Below are 22994 nucleotides of genomic sequence, written 5' to 3'. Positions count from 1 at the left end.
CCAGTTGATTTCACGAGCGACTACACCTTTCACGAGGAACGGCCGGCCACGTTGCCGGTCTGGAGCAGCTGGGAACGGCACACAGCATTACAGATCTTGTAATGCTGTGACCAGCCGTTACAAACAGTACAGACTGAGAGCTGAATATGACATAGGACACATCAGGTGCATACGTCAATCATGCAGCGTTGAGGGGAGTGCCGGGAAGGCACAAAAGAAGACCCCCACGTGGGCCCGACTGTGGGTAAGTCCAGCTCCACGCGGAGGTCTTCTCTAGTTCTAGGAAACCACCGTGGCTCAGCCCTTCGGCGTCACCTGCAACCGGTCAAAGGAAACCTGATTGCCGTCCTTGTCCAAAACCACAACGTCGTCGCGGCCGTTGTTCACATCGGAGGGCAGGATGAACTCAACCGTGTTATCCGTGGTGGGGAAAATCCAGCCGATCCGGTAGCTCTTCTTATTCAGGTACAGGTAGTACCACTGGCCGTAATCGAGACCCTTCAGGGTCACCTTCTGGCCGTTGCGGTACTTGTCCTGCGTGCCGAGATCGAAGGGAGCCGTCTGCCCCTCGAGGTCCTGGACGGCGAGGACGGGGACCGTCTCGGGCTGTGCCGGCTGGAGGTCCAGCAGCAGTGCGCCACCGGTCACCGTGGCCGTGACGTCCTTGGCGCCATTGGTGGCCATAACTTCGAACGAGACGGCGTCGAGGCGGCCTGCCACGATGTCGGCTGCGGTCAGGACGTGCTCGCGCGTGGCCGTCACAGACCCGCCCACGGCCAGGTTCGGCTCGTTGATCGAGGCGTCCGCGGCGCTGAGCCCGGTGAGGGCAACATTGCCGGCGTTGCCAACGGTGTAGGTGTACAAGACGGCATCGCCTTCGCTGGCGAAACGATCGCCGTCGGCGTCGGCCCACTCAGCGGAAACCGTGCCTTCCAGCTTGGCGTCGCGGACCTTCAGGTCCACTTCGCCGCCGTCGATCGTGTAGACCTTGCTGCTCTGGCCTGCGGAACTGACTTCCCAGGTGGTCTTCGGAACGAAGTAGCCCTGCGCGGCCTCTCCCGCGGTCACCGTGTGGCGCGGTGTGGCGCAGGTGTAGCCTTGGCCAGCCGGCAGCACGCCGTAGCGGCAGTTGCCCGGACCTTCGGGTACGAACGGGCTGAAGTTACCGGCGGTGGGAACCACTTTCTCCACAAGCGGGCTCGTGTTGCTCACGCTGAACGTATACGGAACAGCGTCGCCGGCGGCGTACGGTGCGGAGGCAAGGTCGCGGCCGGAGTCGGCACGGGCGCCGGTGATGCTGGCGGAAACCAGACCATCACGAAGGGCCACAGCGGCCCCGGTGAACGGAACCGTCTTGGTGAGCGACGGCGTCGCGCTGGCTGTGATCGCGAAGCTCGCCTGTGGAACGAAGTAGCCGCGCTCGATGTCCTCTGCAGTCACCGTGTGCTTGGCCGTGGTGCAGTTATACGTGGCACCGGCGGCCAGGTTGTTGAACCGGCAGTTGGGGGCACTGGGTGCGCCGGGCGCGGGAGGCAGGAAACCGGACTCGAAGTTGCCGGAGACTGGGACCGAATTCGCCGTGACGTTCGCCGTGCTCTTGCCGGCGAACGTGTAGCTCAGCACGTCGCCTGCCTGGTAGGGGCTGGCGATGACGTCACGGGCCGGCGCGGTTCCGGTGATGGTGAGCCCCACCTGCGGAGCCGACGGGACAGTGGCGGCAAAGGTGAACTGCGAAACCCGGCCATCCGCCGTCGTAAATGCTGCGTTGAGGTTCTGCGGGCCGCTGGCGTTCGCCGGCGCGGTCAGGTCCACGTTGACAGTCATCGAGGCGCCGGGGGCGACGGCAGGGACGGGCACCGTGGTGGCGGTCCAGCCGGTGGGCGTGTATACGGTGGCGTTGGCGCCGGAAAGCGTAGCGGCTTCCTGGTTGGTGACCGTGACCGCTACCTGTTTGGTGGCACCGGGGGTGGTGGTGAGGGCCGGCACTGACAGCGGGGCGCAGGCGTAGTTCAGCCACGCGTCGTCGAACTTCGCGAGCTGGATGTTGTCCGTGTAGTTGCCCTCATAAAGGACGCCGAATTTGCCGTCCTCGAGCCGGGACACGGTGGAGTAGGCGGAGAACCCGGCACGGATGGTCCGCACGCCGGGCCAGGTGGCGCCGTCGTCGCAGGAGATGCGGGCGGAGACGTTCTCGCGGCCGGTCTTGGAATTGGAGTTTGTGAAGATGAGCTTCTTGGCGTCCGCCGAGCCCTGCGCCGCTGCCGGGAACATCCGGGCGATCGAACCGTTGTTGGCCGGATCCGGCAGCTCCGTGTCCTGGGTGACCGGACCGTAGGTGGCGCCGCCGTCAGTGGAGATGGCCACCTTGCGGTATCCCTGGTTGGCGTTGTCGCGGGAGTTCAGCATGACTCGGCCGTCGGAAAGCTCCACCGTCTTGTTCTCGTCCATGCGGTCGCCCACGTTGGCGCCCTTGTGCCAGGTGGCGCCATGATCGTCCGAGTACACGCTGTAAGCCTGGATCCTATTGGTGCCATCGGCCTGGCGCACATCGCCGGCGTACTGCTGGATCAGGCGCCCCTTGTACTGGCCGTACTTGAGCTGGATGCCCTCGCCGGAGGAGGCGAAGTTGGAGCGGACGTCGCCGGCCACCGGGCTGGTTTTGCTGGTGCCTGGCTTGGTGACGTTGGTGATGAGGCGCGGCTGGCTCCAGGTGACGCCACCGTCGGAAGACTCGATCACGGCGGAGGAGATCACGTTGGGGTCGGCGTCGTTGTTGCCGAACTGGCTGCCGAAGAAGCCCTGGTCCTTGGAATACACGAACAACGCGAAGACCTTGCCGGCCTCGGCGTCGTATATGTAGGACGGGTCACTGTATCCGTACTTCGGGCCCGTGGCATCGGCCACGTGGCCTGCGGCGATGACCTGCACGGGGCCCCAGGTTTGGCCGCCGTCGGTGCTGCGGCGCTGCACGATCGAGTTGGGATTGGGGGCGTCCGCTGCGCTGCCGGGACGGCCGTCCCATGAGGCGAGCACCACGTTGTTGCCCACATATGCAAGGGCGGGAATCCGGTAAAAGAAGTTCGCGTCTGTACGGTCGGCGCCGATGTTGGCCTCCGCAAATGAACCGGGAGGTGCGGTGGGGCTGTTTGAGGGGATCGGTGCCGCCTGCGCGGCGATCCCGGATCCGGCCAGCAGCGCCAGCGCTACCAGCCCAGTTCCTGCGGTCCGGACAATGTTTCGGTACCGGCTCCGCTGAGTGAAAATTCGCAAATCCATATCCTTTCAAGGCGCCGCGGGGCGGCGGATCGGGAGAATTCGGCCGTGCGGGCGGTCTTGGCACCAAAGGGGATACCACCTGCCACATACGACGTCCTACGACCATAATGTGTAGAACGTCACATGGCTAGGAGATTTTGAAAGAAGCTTGTGGACTGCCCGGGTCAGCGCCTCGGGAGGGCATTTGCAGCCGAGGATCTGGCGTCGGACCTTGGCGCTGGGCAAAAAAATGGGCGCCCCAAATCAGGGGCGCCCATTGGGGCTTGCGTAAAAGTTCTAAGGCCCGGTCCTGTAGTTGGCCCCTACTGCCTGGGCGTCCGGACCACGTCGCTGATCCACTGGCGGGTCTTTTCGTCCACGGGGCCGGTCACGTGCGTTTCCCGGGCGGCCCGGTCTGCCTTGATCTTCTGCAGAACCATCCGGCCCAGCCCGGCAAAAACGGCCAGGGCCATCACCGGCAACAGCAAGGATTTCGATTTTTCAGCCATGCCGCAATCCTAGTGACGCTGCCTCCGCGAGGCTATAGCCGCCGTCGTCCTCACGTCTCGGAAGGCCGCCCCGCCGCGATGACTGTGGCCGATCCCACCGAATACAGGGTGCGGCGCTCCGCCCGGTAGAATGGGCTAGCAAGCTCGCGGAGCGCCCGTCCACGCTGTTCTAAGAACACTGCCCTAAAGTCACTGTTCAACAAACATCCCGGAACGGCGTAAGACGGCGTGACTCCGCTGCGCCCTTACCCAATGCTCACGCACAGGAGTTGCCGGATGCCCCGGATCGTTGTTGACGTCATGCCCAAGCCCGAGATTCTGGACCCGCAGGGGAAGGCCATCGTGGGTGCACTCCCCCGTCTGGGCTTCACCAGCTTTAGCTCTGTCCGCCAGGGCAAGCGCTTTGAACTGACGGTTGACGGCGAGGTGACCGACGCAATCCTGGCCCAGGCCCGCGAAGCCGCCGAGACCCTGCTGTCCAACCCCGTGATCGAAGACGTCGTCAACGTCGAGGTCGTCGAGGCCTGAGATGACTGACCTTCCCTTGATCGGCGAGGCAATCGCCGTCGCCGCCGACGCTCCTGGTGCTCGCAGGCTCGCCGGGGCCCGGATCGGCGTTGTCACCTTCCCAGGCACCCTTGATGACCGCGACGCCGCCCGCGCAGTCCGGCTCGCCGGCGGCACCGCAGTGCCGCTCTGGCACGCGGACACCACCCTCGGTGACGTGGACGCCGTCGTAATCCCCGGCGGTTTCTCCTACGGCGACTACCTCCGTGCCGGCGCCATTGCCCGCTTCGCGCCGCTGATGTCCAAAATCATCGATGCTGCGAACTCCGACGCCAAGCTGCCCGTGCTGGGCATCTGCAACGGCTTCCAGATCCTGACCGAGTCGCACCTGCTGCCCGGGTCCATGATCAAGAACGATCACCTGAAGTTCATGTGCCGCGACCAGGTCCTTCGGGTGGAAAACAGCAACACCGCCTGGACCCTGGACTACGAGGCCGGCCAGGAAATCACCGTGCCGCTGAAGAACCAGGACGGCCAGTACATCGCGGACGAAAAGGTCCTTGACGCGCTCGAGGCCGAGGGCCGCGTGGTGTTCCGCTACGTAGGCTTCAACCCCAACGGCTCGCGCCGCGATATCGCCGGCATCTCCAACGCCGCCGGCAACGTGGTGGGCCTGATGCCGCACCCCGAGCACGCGGTGGAAGTTGGCTTCGGGCCCGAGACTGTTGGATCCGGCTCCGCCGGAGTCGGCGGGTCCGATACCGACGGTCTGGGGTTCTTCACCTCCGTACTGAACAAGATTGTGGGAGGCAACAAATGACCGACATCAATTCGGTGGTCGAGCCTGTCGAGACCTCATCCAAGAAGTTCAACATCGACACCGTCGAGAACGCTGCCAAGACGCCGGACACCGACCTGCCGTGGGCCGAACTGGGCCTGAAGCAGAACGAGTTCGATGAGGTAGTCAAGGTCCTTGGCCGCCGGCCCACCGGCGCCGAGCTGGCCATGTATTCCGTGATGTGGAGCGAGCACTGCTCCTACAAATCCTCGAAGAACCATCTGCGCCAGTTCGGCGACAAGGTGACCGAGGAGATGAAGAAGGACATGCTGGTGGGCATCGGCGAAAACGCCGGCGTCACCAACCTGGGCGACGGCTGGGCCGTGACGTTCAAGATCGAGTCCCACAACTCGCCGTCGTTCGTGGAGCCCTACCAGGGTGCTGCCACTGGTATCGGCGGCATTGTCCGCGACATCATCTCCATGGGCGCCCGCCCGGTGGCAGTCATGGATCCGCTGCGCTTCGGCGCCATCGACCACCCGGACACTGCCCGAGTGATGCACGGCGCCGTTGCCGGCATCGGCGGCTACGGCAACTCGCTGGGCCTGCCGAACATCGGCGGCGAAATGGTGTTCGACTCGGTTTACCAGGGCAACCCGCTGGTCAATGCGCTGGCCGTTGGCGTCATGCGCCACGAGGACATTCGCCTCGCCAACGCGTCCGGCAAGGGCAACAAAGTGGTCCTGTTCGGTGCGCGCACCGGCGGCGACGGCATCGGCGGTGCCTCGGTGCTGGCCTCGGAGTCCTTCGACGACACCAAGCCGTCCAAGCGCCCCGCCGTCCAGGTGGGCGACCCCTTCGCAGAGAAGGTCCTGATCGAGTGCTGCCTGGAGCTCTTCAAGGGCTCGCTGGTTGAGGGTATCCAGGACCTCGGCGCCGCTGGCATCTCCTGCGCCACGTCCGAACTGGCCTCCAACGGCGACGGCGGCATGGAAGTTGAACTGACCTCCGTCCTGCTGCGCGACCCCACCCTGACCCCGGGCGAGATCCTGATGTCCGAGTCGCAGGAACGCATGATGGCTGTGGTCACCCCGGAGAACATCGCCGCCTTCGAAGCTGTGATGGACAAGTGGGCCGTGGAGTATTCCTGGCTCGGCGAGGTCACCGACACCGGCCGCTTGATCATCACCTGGGACGGCGTGGTTATCGTGGACGTCGACCCTCGCACCGTGGCCCACGACGGCCCGGTTTACGACCGCCCGTACGCGCGCCCCTCCTGGCAGGATTCCCTGCAGGCCGATTCCTTTACCGGCTCTGTGCAGGACACCGGCCGCCCCTCCGCTCCCGCGGAACTGGCTGCCGCCGTCACCGAGCTCGTGGCCTCGCCGAACATGTGCAGCAAGGCCTGGATCACCAACCAGTACGACCGGTACGTGGGCGGCAACACCGCCCTGGCGTTCCCGGACGACGCCGGTGTGGTCCGGGTGGACGAGGAAACCGGCTTGGGAGTTGCGCTGGCCACCGACGCCAACGGCCGCTACACCTACCTTGACCCTTACCACGGCGCACAGCTGGCTCTGGCCGAGGCCTACCGCAACGTGGCCACCTCCGGCGCGGTGCCGATGGCGGTCAGCGACTGCCTGAACTTCGGTTCCCCCGAGGACCCGGACGTGATGTGGCAGCTCGCGGAGGCCATCCGCGGCCTGTCCGACGCGTGCATGGTGCTGGGCATCCCGGTCACGGGCGGCAACGTCTCGCTGTACAACCAGACCGGCACCACCCCCATCCACCCCTCCCCCGTGGTGGCGGTGCTGGGCAAGCTCGACGACGTCGCCCGCCGCACGCCGTCGGGCTGGAAGGAAGATGGCCAGGCCATCTACCTGCTGGGTACGACGGCGGCAGAACTGGACGGTTCCGAATGGGCCAACATGCGCGGCCACCTTGGCGGACTGCCGCCCAAGGTTGACCTCGCCGCCGAACGCGAACTGGGCGAAATCCTGATCAACGCGTCCCGCGACGGCATGGTGGACTCGGCGCACGACCTCTCCGAAGGCGGCCTCGCGGCAGCCCTGGTGGAGTCCGCACTGCGCTACGGAGTGGGTGCCCGGATCGCCCTGCAGGACGTTCTGGACCGTGACGGCGTGGACCTGTTCACGGCGCTGTTCTCCGAAACCCAGGGCCGCGCTGTTGTTGGCGTGCCCCGCTCGGAAGAGGTCCGGTTCAAGGACATGTGCACGGCCCGCGGCTTTGCCCACACCCGCATCGGCGTGGTGGACGCAGCCAGCGGCAATTTGGAGATCAACGGCGTGGACACCATGCCGCTGGACGCCCTCCGCGAAGCCCACGAGGCGACCCTGCCGAAGTACTTCGGCTAGTCCCCACCCTTAGAGCAACGCGGGGTCACGTTCCGCCCAACAATCCCCTTGGGATGGGCGGCAAGTGACCCCGCGTTGCTTTAATCGTCGCTGCGGAGCTCCCGCTGCCTCGAGCTGAGCAGCTCAATTTCGGGGCGGGCGGCCACAAGGCGTTCGACGGCGGCGAGCACCTCAACGAGGTGCGCCCGGTCTGCTGCCACCAGGCCTGCCCCCACCTGCGAGCGCCGGTACTGTTCGTGGTCCCCCACCTCCGCGACGGACACGTCGAAGCGGCGCTTGAGCTCGGCCAGCAGCGGCCTGATGACGGAGCGTTTCTCCTTCAGGCTCTGGACGTCGCCGAGGAGGATATCGAATTCAATCCAGCCGATCCACATGCAGTAATCGTATCGATGGCTCCGACGGGGGTCAGATGGTGAGTTCGCCCATCTGGTCCCAGCCGTCGCCGTCAAACTGGCGGCTGATGATGCGCGGAGTCTCGGCCAGCGCCTGCGGCATGTCCGCCATGGCGTGCTTGAAGTGGGTGCTGTTGACGTGGTCCCCGGCGGCGTCGTCCTTGAAGGCCTCCACCAGGACAAACTCGTTGGGGTCGTCCACGCTGCGGGACCAGTCGAACCACAGGTTGCCGGGTTCCGCCCGGGTGGCCTGGGTAAAGCCGTCAACGAGGCCGAGCCAGCGCTCGGACCAGTCGGGTTTGACCTTGAATTTAACGACGATAAAGATCATGGGTTTTCCTTCCGTTGCGGGACATGGACTATCCCGCGGCGAGCTGACGTGCCCCTTCAACGTATCGCGAAGTCACGTGCCTTTGCGCGGCCCGGGCCAGCAGGCCACCGGCCCGGTAGAACCAGTTGGCGTGCCTGCTGAAGGCTGTGATCTTCAAAAACACCCGCCCGTCAGCGCCCATCTCAACTTCGAACGCTTCCTCGCCGCGCTCCGGGTGGCCGGGCAGCGTCCCATAGCCGAAGCCAGCCGACTGAGGGTCATCTCCCGGTACCGGATGCCGGACCCAGACCACCTCGCACGGTGCATCTATGCGGAAGGGCCCGACGCCGAACCCGCTCACCACGCGTGTACCGGGGACCACGACGTCGGACTCCGTCCAGACGCGCAGCCCGGACCGCCGCTGCAGTTCCCAGGTGAGCACTCCATTCGCCACGCGGCGGTAGACCGCCGGTCCAACGCCAAGGTACTCCCGCGATACGAAACACGGGTAGCCTTCCGGAGACTCGCCGTGTTCGGTGGAGCCGATGCCCGGGTAGTTGAGGTTACCGGTAGCCAGGCGCTTCCCGGTCAAGGTGTATCGCCCGACGAAGCGGAGAGCCGCGCCCATCCCAGCTGCTCCTGCTGCTTGCGGCTCAGGGAGGCCACCACCAGGTCGTAGGAATCCTCCACCATGTCCCGGACCATGGCATCGGGCAGGTTTCCGTCCAGCCGCACCCCGTTCCAATGGGTTTTGTTCATGTGCCAGGCGCCCGTAATTTCCGGGTGGGCGGCGCGCAGCTGCTCAGCCAGGGCGGGCTCGCATTTCAGGCTCACGGACCACTCTGGGGACTCCATGGCGGACATCGCGAACATCTTCGCTTCGTGCCGCGCGCCGCCCGCCACCGCAGCCCGGACCTTGAAAACGGAGGTCTCGGGACCGAAGGGGAAATCCTCAAAGGAACCGGGAAATGACAGGCAGATTGCCTTGAGTTGTGCTGGGTCCATGGACCGAGCCTACAAAGCCCTTCCCTGCGGTGCTAGTCTGCGAAGATGTCACCCGACCAGGCCACCATCCCCGTTCTGGACATGAGCTCTGCACGCCAGCCGTACGGCTCCTTCAGCCCAGAATTTATTGATCAGCTGCGGGAGGCCGCCCACATCGTGGGCTTCTTCCAAATCACTGGTTACGGCGCCGCCCCCGGCCAGGCCGAGGAGCTGCTTGCACTCATCAAGCGCTTCTTTGATCTGCCCCTCGAGGAGCGGATGAAGCTGGACAACAGGATTTCACCGCACTTCCGTGGCTACACCCGGATGGGCACTGAAGTCACGCAGGGACGGGCCGACGCGCGCGAGCAGATCGACTACTCTCCGGAGCGTGAACCCGTCCACGACTACCCTGCCGATCAGCCGTACTGGCTCCTCCAGGGGCACAACATGTGGCCCGATGAGGCACTACCGGAGCTGAAACCCGCCGCCATGGCCTGGGCCGACCTGATGTCCAGCGTGGGTATGGAACTGCTGCGCGCCATCTCGGTTTCGCTGGGACTCCCGGAGGACCACTTCGACGAACCCTTCGGCAACGAACCGGCCTGGATGGGCAAGCTGGTGCACTACGTCGGCGGTGTGGTGGAGGCAGCCGGCAACCAGGGCGTAGGCTCCCACGCCGACTACGGTTTTGTCACTCTGCTCCTCCAGGACGAGGTGGGCGGACTCGAAGTCCTGCCGCCCGGGACGACTGAATGGGCGCCGGTTGAGCCCATTCCCGGGGCACTCGTGGTGAACTTGGGCGAAATGCTGGAGGTGGCCACGGAAGGTTTCCTTGCCGCCACGATCCACCGGGTCAAGGCGCCGCCACCCGGCGTGGACCGTTACTCAGTCCCGTTCTTCTGGTCGCCGCGGCTGGATGCGGTCATTGATCCGGTGCCCCTGCCGCCCGAGCTCAAAGCCCAGGCCCGTGGCATCTCCGACGACCCGTCAAACCCGATGCTCGCGTCGTTTGGCCTGAACATGCTCAAGGGCCGCATGCGCGCGCACCCGGACGTGACCGAACGCCACTACCCGGAACTTATGCAGCGCTGATCAGAGGTTGTACTTCCACGCCTGCTGCGCGGGGCACACGTTCATCACCACGTCCAGGCCAGCGGCCTTGGCACGGTCCGCTGCCCCTTGGTCGATAACGCCGAGCTGCAACCACACGGCCTTGGCGCCCACCGCAATTGCCTGGTCCACCACCGCTCCGACCTTGTGCGAATTCACAAAGCAGTCAACGACGTCGAGGGGTTGCCTTTCGGGCGGAATCTCATCCAGCGCGCGGTACCCGGTTTCGCCGTGGACGGGGTCGCCGGGAAGGTTGACAGGGATGATCTCCATCCCGAGCCGGTCGCGGATGAACAGCGAGGTGTCGTAGGCTGCGCGCCACTCATTGGTGGTCAGGCCCACGATGGCCCACCGCCCTTTGTTTCGCATCAGGCGCTCAATAACGGCAGGATCGTTGACGTGGCCCATGATGCAAGCGTACAGCGTCCCCGGACTGGCCTCTGATCGAATATTTGAATGACTGACGGGGAACAATGCCGGCGTCCACGGCGTCCTGGACGAAGCCATACGCGTTCGCACAAAAACTATCCGGGGCCCTGACGCCGGGCTGGTTTGCCTACGTCCAGCGCGGCGCGGTCACCCTCCGGCGCGGTGCCTTTGCCATGACAAAGGTGTGCACCCTGGCGGCGGGAATGCGCTGCTCAACACACTCCGGCTGTGGTTGGACGGCGGCCATCACCGGGGCCGGCGGCGCCACATTGACGGCCGGGCAGAGATCGGTGACCAGACCGGTTCCGGCGCACTCGCGGACAGCCGCGATTCCGGCAGCCACAGCCACCTTGTCCTCGAAAGCTCCGGACACGGCCATCACTGTGCCGTCCGGTGCTTTGAGGCGAAACCTGAACCGCGAATCCGAGTCAAGGAAAACTTCAAACTTCCCGGCCATGATGAAATCCTTCCGGTCTGCAGGCCGCATGCAGGCGACGGCTACGTCACCGGCCGGCCCGGAAGCATCGCTGCGTCCGGCACCTGAGGGTCTGGTTCTATGATCAGCTGAGCAGTTCAGCTGTGCTTAAAAGTCTGTCGGGCTCGCCTGCAGCCTCACAAGACCGGTCGCGTTAAGCCTGCGTAAATTGCGTACAACCACCGCTGGAACCAGGCGGCCTTTCCCAGGTGGCCCGCCGCCGTCGAAATTTCTGAGCGATGTGCGGGGGGCAGTTCGCCTGCAATGAGGCCCAACGTGGCGCCTGAGTGCGTGAATGCTACGAAGCAGCCGGGCACCTCGCCGAGTTCGCCAAGGACCGGTTCGCCGTCGCCCGGAATGGGTTTGTAACCGATCTTCCATGAGGCGGGCTTAAGTTCGAGGTTGCCTGCGATCAGCTTGGATGATTCGTCGGCGAGTTCCTGGACCACCTCATCCGGGATGCTGAAGGAGCCGTCGGCATGCTCGGTGATGCGCTCTTCGTACCAGTCGTGGTCCAAGGCCAAGGTGTTGCCCGGGTTCGGGCGAACGGCGGCTCGTGGCGTGTACATCACCGCAGAAACCCGCCGCTGCGAGCCCCGGCTCTCGCGGCCAGCCTGATCCGGCGCGGCTCCGTCGGGGCACCCAAAGACACAAAGGTCCATAGTCCGGCCGGTAGCTGACTCCTGCCAAACAAGCGGCGGGCCACCCGCCTGGGTGACCCGCCGTCGTTGTGCTTTAAGACTGTTAGTCGTTGATCAGATCGTGGACCACGATGGTCTGGTCGCGGTCCGGGCCGACGCCGATCGCGGAGAACCGCGTGCCGGAGAGCTTCTCGAGGGCCAGCACGTAGTTGCGGGCGTTCTCGGGGAGGTCCTCCAGCGTGCGGGCACCGGTGATGTCTTCGGTCCAGCCCTCGAAGTACTCGAAGATGGGCACTGCGTGGTGGAACTCGGTCTGCGTCATGGGCATTTCGTCGTGCCGCACACCGTCAACGTCGTAGGCAACGCAGACCGGGATCTGCTCGATGCCGGTGAGGACGTCCAGCTTGGTGACGAAGTAGTCCGTGAAGCCGTTCACGCGGGACGCGTGGCGGGCCAGGACGGCGTCGTACCAGCCGCAGCGGCGCGGACGGCCGGTGTTCACGCCGAACTCGCCACCGGTCTTCTGCAGGTACATGCCCATCTCGTCGAACAGTTCGGTGGGGAACGGTCCGGCGCCAACACGGGTGGTGTAAGCCTTGATGATGCCAATGGAGCGGGAAATCCGGGTGGGGCCGATACCCGAGCCAACAGACGCGCCGCCAGCTGTGGGGTTGGAGGAGGTCACGAACGGGTAGGTGCCGTGGTCCACATCCAGGAACGTGGCCTGGCCGCCTTCCATCAGCACAACCTTGCCTTCGTCCAGGGCGTTGTTGAGGACCAGCGTGCTGTCGATGACCAGCGGGCGCAGGCGCTCAGCGAACGCCAGGAAGTAGTCCACGATCTCGTCCACCACAATGTCGCGGCGGTTGTAGACCTTGACCAGGAGTTCGTTCTTCTGGCGCAGGGATCCTTCCACCTTCTGGCGGAGAATGGACTCGTCAAAGACGTCCTGGACTCGGATGCCCAGGCGGGCCACCTTGTCCATGTAGGCCGGGCCGATGCCGCGGCCGGTGGTGCCGATGGCGCGGCTGCCCAGGAAACGCTCGGTCACCTTGTCCAGGACCTGGTGGTAGGGCGCCACGAGGTGCGCGTTGGCGGAGATGCGCAGCTTGGACGTGTCCGCGCCACGGGCCTGCAGGCCCTCGATCTCCTGGAACAGGGCCTCAAGGTTCACCACGCAGCCGTTGCCGATGATCGGAATCGCGTTGGGGCTCAAAATGCCGGCCGGAAGGAGCTTGAGCTCATACTTCTCACCGCCTACGACGACGGTGTGCCCGGCATTGTTGCCGCCGTTTGGCTTTACGACGTAGTCAACGCGGCCGCCCAGAAGATCGGTGGCCTTGCCTTTTCCTTCGTCGCCCCACTGGGCTCCTACGATCACGATTGCTGGCATGGGATCCTCCCCCATTCGTTCGGGCCGCACAGGTCCGTCCACCGAGATGGCAGGCCTGCGTAGCGCCGTTCATGAGAATGCCCCGAAGGCCATAGCCTGACCGGACCGCTACGGCGGCCAGCCACGCAAGAGTCCGGGGCTCTTACCACCCAAGTTTAGCCGATGCGGGGGTTTCCTCCACCCGTTGGACCTGCGGAGCCTGCCGCGCCATCACGGACGGTCCGCGGGTTTTCCCCTCCGGCAGCGTGGCCCGGCTTATGCCTTTCATCACGAAATCTCACCGGACGGGGTCCGCATTTCGCAGGGCTTGCTAAACTGATAGAGATCGACCAGGAATCGGTCCACACCACATTTCGAACCACGCCGGACGGGCGCGCCCATCACGCGCCCATTTTCCGGATTGGCAGCATCGCCGAGCCCCGCAGGAGACATTGCACTATATGACAGCCCTGGCCCCAGAATCCCTCCGTGAACAGCTCCTGAGCCGCCGCTACGAGCCCAACGTTGCAGCCGTCAACGAGCTGTGCGATTCCCTGCAGAGCGTCAAGCCCCACACCGAAGTCCCCTACGTTGACCCCATGCACGACGTCGACGAATGCCGGATCATCAGCCTCTACTCCAACATCGGCGAAGCTGACCCGTCCGGCTTCATCACCGCCGGCGACGAAGACGCCGCCACCCGCATGCTCGGCATCCAGTGGACGCTGGGCCTGCGCCCCGAGTTCGTGATGCCCTGGAACGTGCACCCGTGGCACACCCCCGGGGAGGTCAACGGCAAGTTCACGCCGGACCAGATTTCTGCCGGCCTCAAGCCGCTCTTGAAGTTCCTCGCCGTGGTCCCCCGTGCCTCGGTGATCGTGGCCCACGGCACCGAAGCCAACCGCCTGGCCAACCTGCTGCTGAAGACCGAAGTTCCGCTGCTCTGGCGCCGCGGGCTGAAGACCTACAAGGTCCGGTCCCTCAGCGGCCGCGCGTTCGCCGGGACGCCCGCGCGGCAGGAACAGTACCTCGAGGAAATGCGCGTCGTCTACACCGACGCCATGGCCCGCACCGGGCTCGCGAAGGTCTAACCACCGGCTGCGGCAACCACCGTCGTTTTAAACCGCAACGCGGGGTCACTTCCAGCCCATAAACGGTAGTTTATTGGGCCGGAAGTGACCCCGCGTTGTTCGTACTACTTGCCCTCTATGGCTGCCTTGGCTGCCGGGTCCGAGTCGTTGAGGAACTTCTCGATGCGTTCCGGCTCGTCGGCTTCGCCGATGGCCGCGGACGCGCGGCCCAGCGAATAAAGCGCACGCAGGAAGCCGCGGTTGGGTTCGTGCTCCCACGGGATGGGACCCACGCCGCGCCAGCCGTTGCGGCGCAGCGAATCCAGCCCGCGGTGGTAGCCCACGCGTGAGTAGGCGTAGGAATCAATGGTGCGGCCCTCGGACCACGCCTCCTCCGCCAGGACAGCCCACAACAGCGACGAGGTGGGGTGCTTTTCCACCAGGTCCAGTGCTTCGGCACCGGCGTCCAGCTGCTCGTAGACGTCGGTCTCGGCAGGCAGGAGCGTCGGCTCCGGACCCATCAGGTTCTTGCGGAACTCGTCCGACATAACTAGAAGGTCTTGCCGAGGGAGCCGAGCTGGCGGGCGGCCTCGACGATGCGGGCAGCCATGCCGGCCTCGGCCGAGGCGCCCCAGACGCGGGGATCGTAGGTCTTCTTGTTGCCCATTTCGCCGTCGATCTTCAGGACACCGTCGTAGTTGGCGAGCATGTGCCCGGCCACCGGACGGGTGAACGCGTACTGCGTGTCCGTGTCGACGTTCATCTTGATCACACCATAGGAAACGGCGTCAGCGATTTCCTGATCGGAAGAGCCCGAGCCGCCGTGGAACACCAGGTCAAACGGGTTCTCCTTGCCGATCTTCGCGCCCACCTCGGCCTGGATCTGCTTGAGCAGCTCCGGGCGCAGCTTCACGCCGCCGGGCTTGTACACGCCGTGCACGTTGCCGAACGTCAGTGCGGTCAGGTAGCGGCCGTTCTCGCCGGTGCCCAGGGCCTCGATGGTGGCCAGGGCGTCTTCGGTGGTGGTGTAAAGCTTCTCGTTGATTTCGTTCTCAACGCCGTCTTCCTCGCCACCAACAGTGCCGATTTCAACCTCAAGGATCATCTTGGCCGCTGCGGAACGCTCCAACAGCTCACGGGCGATCCGCAGGTTATCTTCGAGGGTCTCGTGCGAACCGTCCCACATGTGGGAGTTGAAGATCGGGTTGCGGCCAGCCTTGACCTCGGCCTCGGAAGCGGCGAGCAGCGGCAGGACAAAACCGTCCAGCTTGTCCTTGGGGCAGTGGTCAGTGTGCAGGGCGATGTTGACGTTGTAGTTCTTGGCCACTTCGCGGGCAAAAGCGGCGAAGCCGAGCGAACCGGCAACCATGTCCTTGACCGAGGCGCCGGACCAGTACGCTGCGCCACCGGTGGAAACCTGGATGATGCCATCCGACTCAGCCTCGGCGAACCCGCGGATGGCTGCATTCAGGGTCTGTGACGAGGTCACGTTGACCGCCGGGAACGCAAAGCCTCCGGCCTTGGCACGATCGATCATTTCGGAGTAGATCTCTGGGGTTGCAATGGGCATGGTGACTCCTATGCTGAGTTTTCGTCTATGGGTTGTGACCCTGGAGAGTAGACCTCTTACGGCTAGCCACCATCCTAGCCATTTCTGTGCAGGGGCCGTGTTTCGGGTCACGCGGGCCGGTAACAGTTACGCTCACACACCGCGAAGTGTCGCGGGGTCAGACGGGCTGGCTGAAGACGTGCCGGCGGATCCAGGCATGCATGGCGATCGCGGCCGCGGAGGCAGCATTGATGGAGCGGGTGGAGCCGAACTGCTCGATGGACAGGGTTGCCAGGGCCGCCTCGTGGACCTCCGGCGTCAGCCCAGGCCCTTCCTGGCCGAAGACCAGCACACAGTCCTTGGGCAGCTCATACGTCTCCAGGGGCACGGAGTCCGGGAAGATGTCGATCCCGATAATTGCGAGTCCCTCTTCCTGCGCCCAGGCCACAAAGTCCTCCACGGTGGGGTGGTGGCGGACGTGCTGGTAGCGGTCGGTGACCATGGCACCGCGCCTGTTCCACCGGCGTCGTCCGATGATGTGGACTTCCTTGGCGAGAAACGCGTTGGCGGTGCGCACCACGGTGCCGATGTTCATATCGTGCTGCCAGTTTTCGATGGCGATGTGGAAGTTGTGCCGCTTGGAATCGAGGTCCGCCACGATCGCGTCGTGCTTCCAGTAGCGGTACTGGTCAACCACGTTGCGGCGGTCGCCGTCCGCCAGCAGTTCCGGATCCCAGTGGTCACCTTCGGGCAGTTCGCCGTCCCAGGGCCCGACGCCGACCTCCGGCTTTGGCGCGTATTCCTCCTCAGGCGGTGGAACGGGCAGCGGCGGAGTTTGAGGGTGGTCAGTCACCCTTCAACTCTAGCCCGCGTCAGCCCCCGAGCTTCCAGCGGTTGGCGCGGTACGAGTTGGCGAGCTGCTCCAGCAGTTCCGGGTTTTCGTCCCAGTACGTCGAGTGGCCGCTGACGCCCACCATCTGCGGCGTGCCCCACGGCGTAACGCCGAAAAGGTTCACGGCCTGGATGGTCTCGCCGCGGGCGTTGAGGCATTTAAAGCCGATCACTACGGCCACCGTCCGGCGGAACTCGCGGGTTTCGGGCGTTGTTGTTTCAAAATTGCTGGTGCATTTGTGGCCTACCAGGTGCTGCGGCAGTTCGGCCGCGGGCATAGCGGTGAACATGGCCTCGATCTCCTTGATGGCGGCCTGTACCTTCGCGGGCTCCTTGCCGTACTTGCCCTCTTCCGCCTCAGCGAAGAAGGCGTAGGCCAGGGCGATGCCGTCCCCGTCCCGTTCCTCGGTGCCCTGTGCTTTTTGCTGCATGGGTGCACCGGTGGTCGGGTCGGTGGTGATCCCGAAGGTGTCGTCGCCGGTCCAGGATGCGAGGTACTGGAAGGACGACTCCCCCGTGACAAACCGGCTGAAGAGCGGGTCACCTTCGGCCGGAATATTCGCCGGCCCCTGAAGATCGGCCCAGCCCGGCGGCAGCGGGAAGGCTCCGGCCGGCACATCGTCTGCGGCGGCACCGTCCGACGGCCCGGCCGATTCTTCCGGTGCCGCGCTCTCCTCCGCCGCCCCGGACGTTGCCACGGGAGTCGGGGCGTCCCCTGCCAGCGGCTTGGCAAAGGTGGGGATCACCCAGGCGAACACTGCCACGAGGGCGACAATCACAACGGCGGCAATGACACCGAGAACGATGAAAAGGTTCTTATTGCCGTGCGGGGTCTGCGGCGCTTGCGGCTGCGCAAACTGGCCGGGGTACTGCTGTTGGCCTGGGTAGGCCTGGCCGTACTGCTGGCCCTGCTGCGGCGCCTGGGTATGTTGCTGACCCGGGTGCTGTTGGGGAGGCAGCGGGTTGCCCTCTGAATCCCTGGGCGGTGGCGGTGGCGTGCCGTAATTGTTGCTCATGGCGGTCCCTTTCAGGTGCTGGCAGGCATCCTGCGGTTCGCGCTCGGTGCCCGGTGATTTTCCGACGTCGGGGACCAGCCGGCGCGTGCCGACATCAACAACCACCGCGGCTATCCCCCGATCCGCAGCCGATGGGCACTCTCGTGCCGGTTACGAGCCTAGCCGACCTGCAGGCCCGCCAAAGCGCCCGGTCCGGCCGTCATTTCTCAGGCTTCGAGTGTTGCCGGGCAAGAAGAATGAAAGACTGGACCAGGAATAGGCACATCTCACGGAGGTAAACGTGGCAGAAGCAGACCAGGTAGAGGGTTCACCTGCGGTTTACCGCAACGGCCAGGAGATCGAATGCTGGCTGACAGACATGGACGGCGTGCTGGTCCACGAAAATCATGCCGTCCCGGGGGCCGCGGAACTGATACAGCGTTGGGTGGACACGTCCAAGCGGTTCCTGGTGCTGACGAACAACTCGATCTTCACGCCCCGCGACCTTGCCGCCCGGCTGCGTGCCTCCGGGCTGGAGATCCCCGAAGAAAACATCTGGACGTCGGCACTGGCCACCGCCCACTTCCTGAAGGACCAGGTGCGGGGTTCCGGCTCCGGGAACCGCGCCTACACCATCGGCGAGGCAGGGCTGACGACGGCGCTGCACGAGGCAGGCTTCATCCTCACCGATCAGGACCCGGACTACGTGGTGCTCGGCGAAACCCGGACGTACTCCTTTGAGGCCATCACCATGGCCATCCGCCTGATCCTGGCCGGCGCCCGCTTCATAGCCACCAACCCGGACGCTACCGGCCCGTCCAAGGACGGACCCATGCCCGCGACGGGCGCCATCGCGGCCCTGATCACGAAGGCCACCGGCCGGGAACCGTACATTGTGGGCAAGCCGAATCCCATGATGTTCCGGTCCGCCATGAACCAGATCGATGCGCACTCCGAGACCACCGCCATGATCGGGGACCGGATGGACACCGACATCATTGCCGGCATGGAGGCAGGCCTGCACACGGTCCTGGTCCTCACCGGCATCACACAGCGCGAAGACATTGCCGCCTATCCGTTCCGGCCCAACCAGGTGCTGAACTCCGTGGCCGACCTGAAAAACCAGATCTAGAGGAACCCTTTCTAGAAGACCGTCACCTTCGAGCCGCCACGGGGCAGCGGGAAAAAGTCGTCCATCAGCCGCTCCACGATGGGCCGGTAGATGAGCGGGTTCCAGCCCGGGCTCGCGTGCGCCGGCAGGGCACCGTCCGTTTGCAGGTCCGTCGAGACCATGTGCGGGTGGAACGCTGCCGACCACGCGTCCTTTGCCGTCTGGTACCGGACGGTGCGGTCTTTCGGGTTGCCGATGTACGCCATCCGCGTGTCGCCGAGCTTGTCCACAAACCGGTTTCCGTCGAAGTGGTAGATGTAGGCCGACTCGGACTGGATGAGCACACTGGACGGGGCGATCGGGGACAGCTGCTCCATGGTCTGGTCCAGGATCTGCCGCCAGGTCCGCTCGTCCTTGTGGATGACGCGTTCCCCCAGTTCGTAGCTGCCGCGGACCACGGAAGGGACCCGGAAGCCGTTCTCGTATAGGAAGACGACGCCGTCGAACCAACTGTCGTCCAGCACGTCGCTCCGGCTGTAGGGGCTGGAGTCCAGCAGGATGAATTCGACCTCCACACCGTGGATTTCCCGGAGCCGCGCGGCCACCTGGGTGGCCACCATGCCGCCGAAGCTGTGGCCGTAAAAGAAGAGCTTGGTGAGCTTGTTCGCACGGACGTGTTCGATGACTGCGATCACCACCTCGTCGATGTCCAGCCCCTGGTTGGAATAGCCAACGGCGGCGAGCTGGCCGCGCTTGTTCAGCGCACCGCGCATCGCGTTCAGGATCCAGAGGGCCTCTTCCCAGCTGGTCTTGTAGCCGGGGAAAAGGAACCAGCTGGCGTTCGGGTAATAGGAGTCGGCGAAGTCGTCCGCGACCTGCAGGATCCTGTTGACCCTCCGCTCCGCCTGGACGCGGCGCGTGACCAGCATGTCCGCTGCCAGCAGGGCCGAGACTCCCGTGCCAGCCAGGAACCCGCGGCGCGAAAACCGCTTGAGTGCGGCGGCGTTGGCAAGCAGCCGGGCATGATGAGCACCAGGCTGTTCCTGCGGTTCTGCTTCCTCCCTGTACGGCACACCTCTACCGTAGCCACAGCGGAAGGCACCGCAGCAACTCAGGCGCCTTGCAACCGCGGGCGGGAGTGGCCGCTGTACCCGCTGGAGGGACCGACCCCGCCAGGAGGGGCAGGGCTACGAGACGCCGGGCTAGGAGAGGCCCAGCTCGTCCTTGCCGAAGGCGAACAGGTAGGGCACGCCTGTCTCGGCTTCGATTCTTTCCTTGGAGCCGGTGTCCCGGTCCACGATGACGGCCACGGCAACCACGTTGCCGCCGGCCTTCCGGACACCCTCAACAGCGGTGAGGGCGGAGCCTCCTGTGGTGGACGTATCCTCCAGCACCAGGACGTTGCGGCCCTCAACCGACGGACCTTCAACCTGGCGGCCCATGCCGTAGGACTTCTGGGCCTTGCGGACCACAAACGCGTCCACGGTGCGGCCGGCATCCACGGCGGCGTGCATAACAGCGGTGCCCACGGGGTCAGCACCCATCGTTAGGCCACCGGCGCACTCAAAGTCGATCCCGGCGTCGTCCGTCAGTGCCAGCATGACCTGGCCCACCAGCTTGGAGGCTTCATGGTGCAGCGTGATGCGGCGCAGGTCGATGTAGTAGTCGGCCTCGGCACCGCTGGAGAGGATCACCTTGCCGTGGACCACGGCAAGTTCCTTGATCAGTTCAAGCAAGCGGGCACGGGCAGCAGTGTTGGAAGCAGCGGCGGGGGTGGCAGTCATGGTCTCCAGTTTACTGGGTGCTGGCGGGAGATCCGCGCTGCGGAAATGGCCCTGTGACGCAGAAACGGAATGGCGCTACGCGTATCCGCGTAGCGCCATTCCATCTCCGAGTCGTCAGTGTGAAACCGCGGCAAAACCCTAGAGCCGGGTGTCGAAGGAATCGCAGAAGACATTCTCGTTGAACGTCCCCTGGAACTCGGACTCGCCCATGATCTTCCCGATGGTGGCCCGGATGGCCTCCACAGTTCCCGCATGGGCGTGGATGGCGGTCTTGACCATCGGCACGTCGATGAGGTGGTTGGGCTGGTTCAACGACACAAACACCGTGGGAACCTCGGTGACGTACCACGGGATTTCCGCGGCCATCGGTGTGGACCACTTGATCCGGATGGCCGCTTCCTGGGCGAAGCCCTTGACGTTGGCGAAGACAAACGCGGCGTCATACCTGTCCGCGTAGTCTCCGGTGGCTTCCTCGGAGATGACGGACATGAAGTTGATGCCCATCTCCCCCGCGGCTTCGCGCTGATCGGCGGTTTTGAACAGATGCACCTCGAAACCGGCGTTTTCCAGCTCGTCCTTGACCGTGTCCAGGTACGCCAGCGGGTCCGCCCGGGTGAAGTCCGAGCCCCCGGAGATGCCGTACAGGCGGATCCGCTTGTGCGTTTCCGGCCGGATGGGCAGGTTGTTCGCGGTGTCCTTGACCAGGGTGACGGTCTTGTCCGCGATCTCCGCGGCGATGGCGCGGTGCGCCTCGCTGCCGATCACGGCCAGTGCCTCCAAGGGAGGAACCAGTTCGTTGCGTGCCTTGAGGTGCAGCCCCAGCGAAGCCTTGAGGGCCAGGATGCGGCGCAGGGCGTCATGCAGGCGCTGCTCGGTGATAACGCCGGACTTGTAGCCGCCCAGCATGTACTGGAAGTCTTCGTCGGCGTTGCGGAAGAACAGGAACATGTCGCAACCGGCGGCAATGGTCGCAGGGACCAGGTCCTTGCGCTTCATGGCCTGGGTGAGCCCGATCATCTGCGAGGCGTCCGTGAGGATGAGCCCGTTGAAGCCGAGCTCGCCGCGCAGCAGGTCCTGGAGCAGTTCCGGGGCCAGGGTGGCGGGACGGATGTCCTTGTCCGCGAGGCCCGGGCGGAAGTGCCGGGAAAGCTCCGGCGCGCCGATGTGCCCGATCATGATGGACTGCACGCCGTGCCCGATCATTTCGCGGTACACGTGGCCGTAGGTCTTGTTCCACTCGTCGTAGCCGAGGGTGTTGTAGGACGTGACGACGTGCTGGTCGCGCTCGTCCATGCCGTCGCCGGGGAAGTGCTTCATGGCGCAGGCAGTGGGTGATTCACTGATGCCGTCGAAGTACTCCTTGCCGCGCTCCACCACGATCTCCGGCGTGTTGCCGAAGGCCCGGGTGGAGATGACCGTGTTCCGCCAGTTGTAGTGGATGTCCACGATCGGCGCGAACGCCCAGTTGCAGCCCAGCGCCGCGGTTTCCACCCCGGCCACCTGGCCCATCTGGCGGGCGATGGCCTTATCCGGGTGCGAGCCGGCCTGCAGGTGCGTTGACACAAATGTTCCGTCGTCGCAGCTTCCGGCTCCCCCCATTTCCGGATTGGAGGCCACCAGGAGTGGAACCTTGGACTTCGACTGCGCGTGCCGGATGTGTTCCTGCACGGCAGCCGACGGTCCTGGCCGGTACCGCATGCCACCCACATGGAAGTTCTCCAGCACACCGTCGAGGTACTCCGGGGAGTAGTCGTTGTTGTGGTTGATGAACAGCTGCCCGATCTTTTCCTCAAGCGTCATCGATTCCAGGGTGCTGTTCACCCAGGTGATCGCTGCGTCATCGAGGTTGAACGGCGCGGCCTGGAGGTCGACGTCGAACTGGCGCCTTGCGGTGCCAGTGGCACCGGCTACGGCGGTTCCGGTCGCGGCAGTTCCGTCCCCGGGGGTGGAGCTTCCGACGGCGGCAGTCACCGCAGCTGCGATGCCCGCTAGCGCGTCGGCCACAACCTGGTCCACAGGGGCGGCGATGTCCACCACAATGCCTGCCTCGTCGGCTTCCAGCGCTTCGAGCGTGGCCAGCTGGGACTCCAGCAGCGCGGGCGGCATGAAGTGCCCGGATCGCCCTTCAGTCCGCGCCCTAAGAACCTCTCTGCTGCCGTGCAGGTGAAGGAACACCGTGTCCGGCGCCTGGGCGCGGATGGCGTCCCGGTAACTGCGGCGAAGAGCCGAGCAGGCCAGAACCAGTCCGCCCTTGGCAGCTGCCAGTTCAGAGCCCACGGTGGCGAGCCACGGCCAGCGGTCCTCGTCGGTCAGCGGAGTGCCCGCTGCCATCTTGGCGACGTTCTCCACCGGGTGGAGGGAATCGCCGTCGAGGAACTGGATGCCCAGCTCGCGGGCCACCAGGTCACCGATGGTGGTCTTCCCGCAGCCGGAGACGCCCATCACGATAACGCG

22 protein-coding genes and 1 pseudogene are annotated in these 22994 nt (G+C 65.0%); 6 read left to right on the top strand and 17 right to left on the bottom strand.

Annotated features, from left to right (window positions below; translation table 11 throughout):
- Window positions 1-297: 297 nt before the first annotated feature.
- Both ACZY1F_RS13115 and ACZY1F_RS13110 read right to left on the bottom strand, forming a co-directional pair.
- The gene (locus ACZY1F_RS13115; protein ID WP_463942261.1) at window positions 298-3264 is read right to left on the bottom strand and encodes an exo-alpha-sialidase; all 2967 of its coding nucleotides are present in this window, start codon (window positions 3262-3264) and stop codon (window positions 298-300) included.
- A gap of 314 nt (window positions 3265-3578) precedes the next feature.
- Window positions 3579-3764, bottom strand: a complete 186-nt coding sequence (locus tag ACZY1F_RS13110; RefSeq protein ID WP_463942089.1) for a hypothetical protein — start codon at window positions 3762-3764, stop codon at window positions 3579-3581.
- Between the two features lie 276 nt (window positions 3765-4040).
- Here ACZY1F_RS13110 and purS point away from each other — a divergent pair, with 276 nt between their 5' ends.
- Genes purS through purL form a run of 3 tightly spaced genes read left to right on the top strand, consistent with a single transcriptional unit; the run spans window position 4041 to window position 7424 of the window.
- Window positions 4041-4292 (top strand): phosphoribosylformylglycinamidine synthase subunit PurS, encoded by a 252-nt coding sequence (purS, locus tag ACZY1F_RS13105; RefSeq protein WP_056631212.1) that lies wholly within the window; start codon window positions 4041-4043, stop codon window positions 4290-4292.
- Window position 4293: 1 nt separating this feature from the next.
- Entirely contained in the window at window positions 4294-5091 is a 798-nt protein-coding gene (gene purQ, locus ACZY1F_RS13100) for a phosphoribosylformylglycinamidine synthase subunit PurQ (protein WP_463942088.1), read from the top strand.
- The gene (gene purL, locus ACZY1F_RS13095) at window positions 5088-7424 is read left to right on the top strand and encodes a phosphoribosylformylglycinamidine synthase subunit PurL (protein ID WP_463942087.1); all 2337 of its coding nucleotides are present in this window, start codon (window positions 5088-5090) and stop codon (window positions 7422-7424) included. Before purQ ends, purL begins: the two co-directional genes overlap by 4 nt.
- Before the next feature lie 80 nt (window positions 7425-7504).
- On the opposite strand, the gene ACZY1F_RS13090 is transcribed toward purL, so the two are convergent.
- The 4 genes from ACZY1F_RS13090 to ACZY1F_RS13075 are packed head-to-tail and all read right to left on the bottom strand — an operon-like array spanning window position 7505 to window position 9131.
- Complete coding sequence (locus ACZY1F_RS13090; RefSeq protein WP_463942086.1) at window positions 7505-7798, bottom strand: DUF503 domain-containing protein; 294 nt, start codon at window positions 7796-7798, stop codon at window positions 7505-7507.
- 31 nt (window positions 7799-7829) lie between these two features.
- Entirely contained in the window at window positions 7830-8147 is a 318-nt protein-coding gene (locus tag ACZY1F_RS13085) for a putative quinol monooxygenase (protein WP_463942085.1), read from the bottom strand.
- A gap of 28 nt (window positions 8148-8175) precedes the next feature.
- Complete coding sequence (locus ACZY1F_RS13080) at window positions 8176-8754, bottom strand: DUF1990 domain-containing protein (protein WP_463942084.1); 579 nt, start codon at window positions 8752-8754, stop codon at window positions 8176-8178.
- Window positions 8715-9131, bottom strand: a complete 417-nt coding sequence (locus ACZY1F_RS13075; protein ID WP_463942083.1) for an MmcQ/YjbR family DNA-binding protein — start codon at window positions 9129-9131, stop codon at window positions 8715-8717. Before ACZY1F_RS13075 ends, ACZY1F_RS13080 begins: the two co-directional genes overlap by 40 nt.
- Window positions 9132-9176: 45 nt before the next feature.
- On the opposite strand from ACZY1F_RS13075, the gene ACZY1F_RS13070 reads away from it, so the two are divergent.
- Window positions 9177-10205 (top strand): isopenicillin N synthase family dioxygenase, encoded by a 1029-nt coding sequence (locus tag ACZY1F_RS13070; protein ID WP_463942082.1) that lies wholly within the window; start codon window positions 9177-9179, stop codon window positions 10203-10205.
- Here ACZY1F_RS13070 and ACZY1F_RS13065 read toward each other — a convergent pair whose 3' ends face one another.
- The 4 genes and pseudogenes from ACZY1F_RS13065 to ACZY1F_RS13050 form a co-directional block, all read right to left on the bottom strand.
- A complete protein-coding gene (locus ACZY1F_RS13065) occupies window positions 10206-10631 on the bottom strand; it encodes a CoA-binding protein (RefSeq protein WP_463942081.1) in 426 nt (141 codons plus the stop codon). It lies immediately after the preceding gene.
- Between the two features lie 148 nt (window positions 10632-10779).
- Entirely contained in the window at window positions 10780-11109 is a 330-nt protein-coding gene (locus ACZY1F_RS13060; protein ID WP_463942080.1) for a YegP family protein, read from the bottom strand.
- 155 nt (window positions 11110-11264) lie between these two features.
- A pseudogene (locus tag ACZY1F_RS13055) lies at window positions 11265-11717 on the bottom strand (hypothetical protein); the annotation flags it as partial.
- 154 nt (window positions 11718-11871) lie between these two features.
- Window positions 11872-13161, bottom strand: a complete 1290-nt coding sequence (locus tag ACZY1F_RS13050; protein ID WP_058932815.1) for an adenylosuccinate synthase — start codon at window positions 13159-13161, stop codon at window positions 11872-11874.
- A gap of 440 nt (window positions 13162-13601) precedes the next feature.
- On the opposite strand from ACZY1F_RS13050, the gene ACZY1F_RS13045 reads away from it, so the two are divergent.
- Complete coding sequence (locus tag ACZY1F_RS13045; RefSeq protein WP_354154780.1) at window positions 13602-14231, top strand: uracil-DNA glycosylase family protein; 630 nt, start codon at window positions 13602-13604, stop codon at window positions 14229-14231.
- Window positions 14232-14335: 104 nt separating this feature from the next.
- On the opposite strand, the gene ACZY1F_RS13040 is transcribed toward ACZY1F_RS13045, so the two are convergent.
- The 4 genes from ACZY1F_RS13040 to ACZY1F_RS13025 form a co-directional block, all read right to left on the bottom strand.
- Complete coding sequence (locus ACZY1F_RS13040) at window positions 14336-14758, bottom strand: DUF3151 domain-containing protein (protein WP_463942079.1); 423 nt, start codon at window positions 14756-14758, stop codon at window positions 14336-14338.
- A 2-nt stretch (window positions 14759-14760) separates the two neighbouring features.
- Window positions 14761-15780 carry a class II fructose-bisphosphate aldolase gene (gene fbaA, locus ACZY1F_RS13035; RefSeq protein WP_463942078.1) on the bottom strand — a complete coding sequence of 340 codons (1020 nt, stop codon included), beginning with the start codon at window positions 15778-15780 and terminating at the stop codon, window positions 14761-14763.
- A 157-nt stretch (window positions 15781-15937) separates the two neighbouring features.
- Window positions 15938-16612, bottom strand: coding sequence for a TrmH family RNA methyltransferase (locus ACZY1F_RS13030; RefSeq protein ID WP_463942077.1), 675 nt, complete (start codon window positions 16610-16612; stop codon window positions 15938-15940).
- Between the two features lie 19 nt (window positions 16613-16631).
- A complete protein-coding gene (locus ACZY1F_RS13025; protein ID WP_463942076.1) occupies window positions 16632-17771 on the bottom strand; it encodes a hypothetical protein in 1140 nt (379 codons plus the stop codon).
- A gap of 175 nt (window positions 17772-17946) precedes the next feature.
- Here ACZY1F_RS13025 and ACZY1F_RS13020 point away from each other — a divergent pair, with 175 nt between their 5' ends.
- Entirely contained in the window at window positions 17947-18777 is an 831-nt protein-coding gene (locus ACZY1F_RS13020) for an HAD-IIA family hydrolase (protein WP_463942075.1), read from the top strand.
- An 11-nt stretch (window positions 18778-18788) separates the two neighbouring features.
- On the opposite strand, the gene ACZY1F_RS13015 is transcribed toward ACZY1F_RS13020, so the two are convergent.
- The 3 genes from ACZY1F_RS13015 to ACZY1F_RS13005 all read right to left on the bottom strand — a co-directional run bounded on the left by ACZY1F_RS13015 (window position 18789) and on the right by ACZY1F_RS13005 (window position 22982).
- A complete protein-coding gene (locus ACZY1F_RS13015) occupies window positions 18789-19829 on the bottom strand; it encodes an alpha/beta fold hydrolase (protein ID WP_463942074.1) in 1041 nt (346 codons plus the stop codon).
- A 129-nt stretch (window positions 19830-19958) separates the two neighbouring features.
- Window positions 19959-20540: an orotate phosphoribosyltransferase gene (pyrE, locus tag ACZY1F_RS13010; protein WP_463942073.1), complete on the bottom strand. Its 582-nt coding sequence runs from the start codon at window positions 20538-20540 to the stop codon at window positions 19959-19961.
- A gap of 138 nt (window positions 20541-20678) precedes the next feature.
- Window positions 20679-22982 carry a gluconokinase, GntK/IdnK-type gene (locus ACZY1F_RS13005; RefSeq protein ID WP_463942259.1) on the bottom strand — a complete coding sequence of 768 codons (2304 nt, stop codon included), beginning with the start codon at window positions 22980-22982 and terminating at the stop codon, window positions 20679-20681.
- Between the last annotated feature and the right edge of the window lie 12 nt (window positions 22983-22994).

It is taken from the genome of Pseudarthrobacter xylosi (assembly GCF_055412765.1).
Note: the sequence above shows the minus strand (reverse complement) of the source record. Positions and strands in the feature narration are given on the sequence as shown.

What these genes read in the sequence shown, in the direction of transcription:
- pyrE (WP_463942073.1), bottom strand. Translation starts at nt 20,540, where the DNA reads ATGACTGCCACCCCCGCCGCTGCTTCCAACACTGCTGCCCGTGCCCGC.
- ACZY1F_RS13075 (WP_463942083.1), bottom strand. Translation starts at nt 9,131, where the DNA reads ATGGACCCAGCACAACTCAAGGCAATCTGCCTGTCATTTCCCGGTTCC.
- purS (WP_056631212.1), top strand. Translation starts at nt 4,041, where the DNA reads ATGCCCCGGATCGTTGTTGACGTCATGCCCAAGCCCGAGATTCTGGAC.
- ACZY1F_RS13005 (WP_463942259.1), bottom strand. Translation starts at nt 22,982, where the DNA reads ATGGGCGTCTCCGGCTGCGGGAAGACCACCATCGGTGACCTGGTGGCC.
- ACZY1F_RS13080 (WP_463942084.1), bottom strand. Translation starts at nt 8,754, where the DNA reads ATGGGCGCGGCTCTCCGCTTCGTCGGGCGATACACCTTGACCGGGAAG.
- purQ (WP_463942088.1), top strand. Translation starts at nt 4,294, where the DNA reads ATGACTGACCTTCCCTTGATCGGCGAGGCAATCGCCGTCGCCGCCGAC.
- fbaA (WP_463942078.1), bottom strand. Translation starts at nt 15,780, where the DNA reads ATGCCCATTGCAACCCCAGAGATCTACTCCGAAATGATCGATCGTGCC.
- ACZY1F_RS13065 (WP_463942081.1), bottom strand. Translation starts at nt 10,631, where the DNA reads ATGGGCCACGTCAACGATCCTGCCGTTATTGAGCGCCTGATGCGAAAC.
- ACZY1F_RS13040 (WP_463942079.1), bottom strand. Translation starts at nt 14,758, where the DNA reads ATGTCGGACGAGTTCCGCAAGAACCTGATGGGTCCGGAGCCGACGCTC.
- ACZY1F_RS13050 (WP_058932815.1), bottom strand. Translation starts at nt 13,161, where the DNA reads ATGCCAGCAATCGTGATCGTAGGAGCCCAGTGGGGCGACGAAGGAAAA.
- ACZY1F_RS13090 (WP_463942086.1), bottom strand. Translation starts at nt 7,798, where the DNA reads ATGTGGATCGGCTGGATTGAATTCGATATCCTCCTCGGCGACGTCCAG.
- ACZY1F_RS13060 (WP_463942080.1), bottom strand. Translation starts at nt 11,109, where the DNA reads ATGGCCGGGAAGTTTGAAGTTTTCCTTGACTCGGATTCGCGGTTCAGG.
- ACZY1F_RS13110 (WP_463942089.1), bottom strand. Translation starts at nt 3,764, where the DNA reads ATGGCTGAAAAATCGAAATCCTTGCTGTTGCCGGTGATGGCCCTGGCC.
- ACZY1F_RS13045 (WP_354154780.1), top strand. Translation starts at nt 13,602, where the DNA reads ATGACAGCCCTGGCCCCAGAATCCCTCCGTGAACAGCTCCTGAGCCGC.
- ACZY1F_RS13085 (WP_463942085.1), bottom strand. Translation starts at nt 8,147, where the DNA reads ATGATCTTTATCGTCGTTAAATTCAAGGTCAAACCCGACTGGTCCGAG.
- purL (WP_463942087.1), top strand. Translation starts at nt 5,088, where the DNA reads ATGACCGACATCAATTCGGTGGTCGAGCCTGTCGAGACCTCATCCAAG.
- ACZY1F_RS13070 (WP_463942082.1), top strand. Translation starts at nt 9,177, where the DNA reads ATGTCACCCGACCAGGCCACCATCCCCGTTCTGGACATGAGCTCTGCA.